The sequence below is a fragment of the Ramlibacter sp. genome, from assembly GCF_035706265.1.
Taxonomy (GTDB): domain Bacteria; phylum Pseudomonadota; class Gammaproteobacteria; order Burkholderiales; family Burkholderiaceae_C; genus Ramlibacter.
On sequence record NZ_DASSVG010000494.1, the window covers coordinates 1 to 7,354 of the forward strand.

Genomic DNA, 7,354 nt, shown 5'->3' on the forward strand with positions numbered 1-7,354 from the left:
CGGATTTGTCCGCCTCCGGAAGTAAAGGAGGAGGCACTGGCTTCAGCCAGTGCCGGGGGACATGGAGTGAGACGGACAAACCCCCTCCGGGCCGGACCAGAGGCCACCCCCGCTCCCCCAGAGATCACGGCACCGGCGTCAGCTTTGCGACCGCCAGCGCCAGCCACTTCTGGCCGTGGCGCGGAAAGTTGATGTGCGCCCGGGCGTCCTGGCCGCTGCCTTCCAGGGTGAGCACCGTGCCCTCGCCGAACTTGGCATGGAACACCTTCATGCCGGCGCGCAAGCCGTGCGCCGGTTCGGCCTTCTGCGGCGGCACCGGGGGATTGGCGAAGGTCTCGCTCGAACGGCCATAGCCGGTCGACGTCCCGCGCGAGGTGGGATAGCCCATCCCGAAGCCGAAGGCCGAGCCGCCGAAGCTCTGGTTCTTCGGCGTCAGCCACTTCAGCGCGTGCTCCGGCAATTCGTCGAAGAAACGGCTGCGCACGTTGTAGCGCGTGGCGCCGTGCAGCAGGCGCGTCTGCGAGTGGCTCAGGTAGAGGCGCTTGCGCGCCCGCGTGATCGCCACGTACATCAGGCGTCGCTCTTCCTCCAGCCCCTGGTAGTCGGACAGCGAGCGTTCGCTCGGGAACAGCCCTTCCTCCAGCCCGGTCACGAACACGCAGTCGAACTCCAGCCCCTTCGCCGCATGCACCGTCATGAGCTGCACCGCGTCCTGCCCGGCCTGGGCCTGGTTGTCGCCCGATTCCAGCGCGGCGTGGGTGAGGAAGGCCGCCAGCGGCGACAGCGTCTCGCCCGTCTCGGCATCCGGTGGCACGTAGTCGGGCGCCGGCTCGTTCACCTCCGGCAGGCTCGGGTCCAGCCCCTGGCTGGCCGGCGACTGCCGCAGCACCGTGGCGCCGAGCTCGTCGATCGGCAGCGCCACCGCATCGCGGCCGAAGCCCTCCTGCGTGACGAAGCTCTCGGCCGCGTTGACCAGTTCCTCCAGGTTCTCGATCCGGTCGGCGCCATCGCGCTCGGCGCGGTAGTGCTCGATCAGGCCACTGCGTTGCAGCATCACCTCGATGATCTCGCGCAGCGTGAGCCCCTCGGTCTCGGCCCGCATGGCGTCGATCTTGGCCACGAAGGCGGCGAGGTTGACGCCGGCCTTGCCGGTGGTGGACTTCACCGCGTCGTGCAGGGACGAGCCGGCGGCCCGCGCGGCGTCCTGGAGTTGTTCGACGGTGCGGGCGCCGATGCCACGAGCCGGGAAGTTCACCACCCGCAGGAAGCTGGTGTCGTCGTTCGGGTTCTCCAGCAGCCGCAGATAGGACAGCGCGTGCTTGATCTCGGCCCGCTCGAAGAAGCGCAGGCCGCCGTACACGCGGTAGGGCACGGCCGCATTGAACAAGGCCGTCTCGATCACCCGGCTCTGCGCGTTGCTGCGGTAGAGGATCGCGATCTCGTGCCGCGGCACGTCGTCGCGGGCGAGCTGCCGCGCCTCCTCCACCAGCCACTGCGCCTCGGCCATGTCGGTGGGCGCCTCGTACACGCGCACCGGCTCGCCAGGGCCCTGCTCGGTGCGCAGGTTCTTGCCCAGGCGCGTCTTGTTGTGCGCGATCAGCGCGTTGGCCGAGTCGAGGATGTTGCTGAAGCTGCGGTAGTTCTGCTCCAGCTTGATCTGGTGCTGCACGCCGAACTCGTTGACGAAGTCGGCCATGTTGCCCACCCGCGCGCCGCGGAAGGCATAGATGCTCTGGTCGTCGTCGCCCACCGCGAAGACCGAATTCTCCGGCCCGGCGAACATCTTGATCCAGGCGTACTGCAGCCGGTTGGTGTCCTGGAACTCGTCGATCAGGATGTGGCGGAAGCGCCGCCGGTAGTGCTCGCGGATCGGGTCGTTGTCGCGCAGCAGCTCGTAGCTGCGCAGCATCAGCTCCGCGAAGTCGACCACGCCTTCGCGCTGGCACTGCTCCTCGTAGAGCTGGAAGATCTCCACCTTGCGGCGGTCGTCCTCGGTGCGCACTTCCACCGCGTTGGGCCGCAGGCCCTCCTCCTTGCAGCCGGCGATGAACCACTGCAGCTCCTTGGCCGGGAAGCGCTCCTCGTCCACGTTGTGCTGCTTCATCAGGCGCTTGATGGCCGAGAGCTGGTCCTGCGTGTCCAGGATCTGGAAGCTTTGCGGCAGGCCGGCGAGCTTGTAGTGCGCGCGCAGGAAGCGGTTGCACAGGCCGTGGAAGGTGCCGATCCACATGCCGCGCACGTTCACCGGCAGCATCGCGGCCAGCCGCGTCATCATTTCCTTGGCCGCCTTGTTGGTGAAGGTCACGGCGAGCACGTTGCCGGGACCGATCTGCCCGGTGGCCAGCAGCCAGGCGATGCGGGTGGTGAGGACGCGCGTCTTGCCGGAGCCCGCGCCGGCCAGGATGAGGGCGTGCGCGTTGGGCAGGGTGACCGCCGCCAGCTGCTCGGCGTTCAGGTTCTGCAGCAGCGGCGACTCGGTGACTTGTGGGAGCATGGAGCATTGTAGAAAGCCGGCCGCGCGGGAACCGATCGGTCCCCCGCGGCGTCTGAACCGCTGTGCTTCGACCGCTCATTGCCCTCCTCCTTCTGGCCGCGCCGCTGGCGGCACAGGCCCTGTGCACCAGCGACGACGTGGCGCCGGTGAAGACCGTCGTGGAGCGCTTCCTGCGCGCCGACTGCGTCGACTGCTGGCGCACCGGCGCGGCAGCGCAGCCGGCCGCCGACACCCTGGTGCTGGACTGGATCGTGCCGGCCCCGCAGGGCGAGGACGCGCCGCTCTCGGCCGCCGAGAGCGACGCCGCGCTGGAGCGGCTGGCGGCGCTGCGGCAACGCCCGCCGCGCAGCGTGGCCACCGTGACCAGCCGGCAGGAAGGCCAGCCCGTCCCCGTGCGCATCGCGCTCGGCGAGGCCGTCAACGACTACGTGGGCGCATCGATCGAGCTGCCGGAGGGCGGCCGCGAGCCCTGGCAGGCCTGGCTGCTGCTGGTGGAAAGAATACCGGCCGGCGTGGAGGGCACGCCGCTGCCGCGCCTGCTGGTGCGCAAGGTGTTCCGGCCCGAGGCCTGGGCGAGCGCCGGCCGGCCGGCCGGCCCGCTGGCCGAGTCGCGCTCGATGCAGCTGCCGGCCTCGGCCCGGCCCGAGCGGCTGCGGCTGGTGGCCGTGGTGCACGATGCTCGCGGGCGTATCAGGGCTATCACGCAAACCGAATGTCGCGACTGAGCCCGCGGGCTTAGAATCAATCACCGGGCCCAAGCATTTGTGGCCCGGTTTTTCGTCTGGGCCCCGTGCGCGCCTTTGGCGAAGCCGGCCCCCACAGTCCAAGCGTCCACCTGTTTTTCAACAGTTTTCCGGAGCCTGGAATGGAAATCTTCGACTACGACAAAGTTTTGCTGCTGCCGCGCAAGTGCCGCGTGGAAAGCCGCTCCCAATGCGACCCCTCGATCGAATTCGGCGGGCGCCGCTTCAAGCTGCCGGTGGTGCCGGCCAACATGAAGACCGTGCTGAACGAAGAGATCTGCCTGTGGCTGGCCCGCAACGGCTACTTCTACGTGATGCACCGCTTCGACCTGGACAACGTGAAGTTCGTCCGCCGCATGAAGGAAGCGGGCGTCTTCGCCTCGATCTCGGTGGGCGTCAAGCAGCCCGATTACGAGGCCATCGACCGCCTCGCCGCCGAGGGCCTGGTGCCGGACTACATCACGATCGACATCGCGCACGGCCACGCCGACACGGTGAAGAACATGATCTTCCACATCAAGGCGAAGATGCCGCAGGCCTTCGTGATCGCCGGCAACGTGGGCACGCCCGAGGCGGTGATCGACCTGGAGAACTGGGGCGCGGACGCCACCAAGGTGGGCATCGGCCCCGGCAAGGTCTGCATCACGCGCATGAAGACGGGCTTCGGCACCGGCGGCTGGCAGCTCTCGGCGCTGAAGTGGTGCGCCCGCGTGGCGACCAAGCCGATCATCGCCGACGGCGGCATCCGCGAGCACGGCGACATCGCCAAGAGCATCCGCTTCGGCGCCACCATGGTGATGGTGGGCTCGATGCTGGCCGGCCACGAGGAGTCGCCCGGCCAGACGGTGGAAGTCGACGGCCGCCTGTACAAGGAGTACTACGGCAGCGCCTCCGACTTCAACAAGGGCGAGTACAAGCACGTCGAAGGCAAGCGCATCCTCGAGCCGGTGAAGGGCAAGCTGGCCGACACGCTGCGCGAGATGGAGGAGGACCTCCAGAGCTCGATCAGCTATGCGGGCGGCACCAAGCTGATGGACATCCGGAAGGTGAACTACGTGATCCTGGGCGGGGACAACGCGGGCGAGCACCTGTTGATGTAAGGGCGGGGAAGCGCTGGGCTTCGGCGTGCTGCGCACGCGCTCAGCAACCAGCCTACGAAGACCGCGGCCCCGCGCAGCGCTGGCAGATTTCGTAGGCTGGCGCTGGAGCGAAGCGAAAGCCCAGCGCTGCGCGAAGCGCCCCTACGCCCGCAGCAGATCCAGCGCCAGCTGCTGCAACCGGTGGCTCGGCTCCACCAGCGCATCCAGCACGCCGAAGTGGTGCAGCCCCGGCAGCACCTCGCACACCGGCACCCGCCGCGCGCCCCAGGCCTCCTGGATCAGGCGGTTCTGGCGGTGGAATTCCGGGCTCTCCTCGCCACCCACCACCGAATAGAGCGTCCCCGTGCGCGGCGCCGGCAGCCGCGCCGGGCTGGCCTGCTCCACCTGCTGCGGCGTCAGCTGCAGCGCCTCCTGCAGGAAGGGCGTGCGCATGATCGGTTCGAGGTCGTGCAGGCCCGAGATCGACAGCGCGCAGCGCAGCGTGTCGCGCGGCAGCGACGGATCGAACTGCGGCCACTGGCAGGTGAGCAGCATCGCCGCCAGGTGCCCGCCGGCGGAATGCCCGGCCACCACGATGCGCCGCGGGTCGCCGCCGAAGCGGCGGATGTTGTGCCACGTCCACGCCACCGCGCGCGCCATCTGCAGCGTGATCTGCGGCACGGTCACGGCGGGTGCGAGCGCGTAGTTCGGCACCACCACGCAGGTGTTGTGCCGCGTGAACGCCGGTGCGATGAAGGAGTGGTCGGCCTTGTCCAGCGCCCGCCAGTAGCCGCCGTGGATGAACACCAGCACCGGCCCGCCGCCCTGCTCCGCCGGAAAGACATCGAGCGTCTCACCCGGCTCGCGGCCGTAGGCGATGTCGAGCTCGCAGGGGATCTCCTCCCGGGCCTTGCGCGACTCCTGCGCCCAGCGCGCGAGGTAGTCCGCGTGATCCGGCACCAGTGCCCGGTTGTTGTACATCCGGTCGTGCCACGCTCCGTCACCCCAGCTCATAGCCACTCCTGCTTTTTATCCGCCCCTGTGCAACATCCTGTCACAATTTGTCAGCTTCCACCACCGGGATGTCAGATTGACCTAAGGGTGCGGCGTCCACAGAATGCCCGGCCGGACCCCGAGGAGACCCCCGTGAGACTGAGTCCCGACCAACTGGAACGCTTCGACCGCGATGGCTACCTGTTCTTCCCCGGCCTCTTCAGCGCCGAGGAGACGCGCGTGCTGACCAGCGCCGTGCCGGCGTTGTATGCGCGCCGCGAGGCCTACAACGTGCGCGAGAAAGGCAGCGACGCCGTGCGCACCAACTTCGCCGCCCACCTGTACAGCGAGCCGTTCGCGCGGCTGGCGCGGCATCCGCGCATGATCGGCCCGGTGATGGACCTGTTCCGGGAGCAGGTGTACATGCACCAGTTCAAGATCAACGGCAAGATGGCCTTCGAGGGCGACGTCTGGCAGTGGCACCAGGACTACGGCACCTGGCTCAACGACGACCTGATGCCCACCGAGCGCGCGATGAACGTGGCGATTTTCCTGGACGACGTCAACGAGTTCAACGGCCCGCTGATGTTCATCCCCGGCAGCCACAGGAAGGGCGTGGTGGAGGCGAAGCACGACCTCACGACCACCAGCTATCCGCTGTGGACGGTCGACAACGAACTGATCGCCACCCTGGTGGAGCGCGCCGGCGGCAAGGACGGCGGCATCGTCAGCCCCAAGGGCCCCGCGGGCTCGATGATCCTGTTCCACAGCTGCCTGGTGCATGCGTCCACCAGCAACCTCTCGCCCTGGAACCGGGTGAGCGTGTACCTGAGCCTGTGCGCCGTCTCCAACCACATCCGCCGCTTCAAGCGGCCCGAGTACATCGCGCATCGCGACTTCACGCCGATCGCCTGCCTGCCGGACGACTGCCTGCTGAAACCGTATCCGGTGGACCTGCCCTGGCGTGACGGCATGCCCGCCAGCGCGCTCGCCACCTCCGCCGAACCCATCGACCAACGCAAGAAAGCCGCCTGATGTCATTGCACGCCAAACTCCAGCAACGCCAAGCCGAGGGCAAGCCGATCCGCGTCGGCCTGATCGGGGCCGGCAAGTTCGGCTCCATGTACCTGGCCCAGGTGCCCAACACGCCCGGCGTGCACCTGGCCGCCATCGCCGACCTGGCGCCTGCCAACGCGCGCGCCAACCTGGAGCGCGTGGGCTGGAAGGCGCAGCGCACCGAGGCCGCGTCCATCGACGAGGCCTTGAAGACCGGCGCCACCCACGTCGGCGACGACTGGCAGGCGCTGGTGCGCCATCCGGCCATCGACGTGGTGGTGGAGTGCACCGGGCATCCGATCGCCGCAGTTGACCATTGCCTCGAAGCCTTCGCGCACCGCAAGCACGTCGTCAACGTGACGGTGGAGGCGGACGCCTTCTGTGGCCCGCTGCTGGCGCGCAAGGCGGCCGACGCGGGCGTGGTCTATTCGCTCGCCTTCGGCGACCAGCCGGCGCTGATCTGCGACCTGGTGGACTGGGCCCGCACCTGCGGCTTCCCGGTGGTGGCGGCGGGGCGCGGCCACAAGTGGCTGCCGCACTTCAGCGAGTCCACACCCGATACGGTGTGGGACAACTGGGGCCTGACGCGGGAGCAGGCGCAGCGCGGCGGCCTCAACCCGAAGATGTTCAACAGCTTCCTGGACGGCTCCAAGCCGGCCATCGAGAGCACGGCCGTGGCCAACGCCACCGGGCTGGCCGTGCCGTCCGACGGCCTGCTCTACCCGCCGGCCAGCATCGAGGACATCCCCTTCGTCACCCGCCCGCGCAGCGAAGGCGGCGTGCTGGAGCGCAAGGGCATGGTGGAAGTGATCTCCTCGCTGGAGTCCGACGGCCGCGCGATCCCCTACGAGATCCGCATGGGCGTGTGGGTCACGGTGGAAGGCGAGACCGAGTACATCCGCAACTGCTTCGAGGAGTACAAGGCCCACACCGACCCGAGCGGGCGCTACTTCACGCTCTACAAGCGCTGGCACCTGATCGGGCTGGAA

Annotated in this window: 6 protein-coding genes; 4 read left to right on the plus strand and 2 right to left on the minus strand. The window is 68.7% G+C overall.

All coding sequences use genetic code 11. The annotated features are described in order from the left end of the window. Nucleotides 1-124 precede the first annotated feature (124 nt). Entirely contained in the window at nucleotides 125-2,494 is a 2,370-nt protein-coding gene (locus VFM98_RS17680) for a UvrD-helicase domain-containing protein (protein WP_325111217.1), read from the minus strand. Nucleotides 2,495-2,556: 62 nt separating this feature from the next. Here VFM98_RS17680 and VFM98_RS17685 point away from each other — a divergent pair, with 62 nt between their 5' ends. Together VFM98_RS17685 and VFM98_RS17690 are read left to right on the plus strand one after the other, a co-directional pair. Beyond that, nucleotides 2,557-3,219 (plus strand): hypothetical protein, encoded by a 663-nt coding sequence (locus tag VFM98_RS17685; RefSeq protein ID WP_325111218.1) that lies wholly within the window; start codon nucleotides 2,557-2,559, stop codon nucleotides 3,217-3,219. Between the two features lie 140 nt (nucleotides 3,220-3,359). Beyond that, on the plus strand, nucleotides 3,360-4,337 hold the full coding sequence (locus VFM98_RS17690) for a GMP reductase (RefSeq protein WP_325111219.1): 978 nt from the start codon (nucleotides 3,360-3,362) through the stop codon (nucleotides 4,335-4,337). Nucleotides 4,338-4,478: 141 nt separating this feature from the next. Here the strand turns inward: VFM98_RS17690 and VFM98_RS17695 are convergent, their stop codons facing one another. Further along, on the minus strand, nucleotides 4,479-5,330 hold the full coding sequence (locus VFM98_RS17695) for an alpha/beta hydrolase (protein WP_325111220.1): 852 nt from the start codon (nucleotides 5,328-5,330) through the stop codon (nucleotides 4,479-4,481). Nucleotides 5,331-5,462: 132 nt separating this feature from the next. Here VFM98_RS17695 and VFM98_RS17700 point away from each other — a divergent pair, with 132 nt between their 5' ends. Both VFM98_RS17700 and VFM98_RS17705 read left to right on the plus strand, forming a co-directional pair. Further along, complete coding sequence (locus tag VFM98_RS17700) at nucleotides 5,463-6,344, plus strand: phytanoyl-CoA dioxygenase family protein (RefSeq protein ID WP_325111221.1); 882 nt, start codon at nucleotides 5,463-5,465, stop codon at nucleotides 6,342-6,344. After that, nucleotides 6,344-7,354 (plus strand): NAD(P)H-dependent oxidoreductase (locus VFM98_RS17705; protein ID WP_325111222.1); only part of this gene is annotated, 1,011 nt, incomplete at its 3' end. The genes VFM98_RS17700 and VFM98_RS17705, both read left to right, overlap by 1 nt.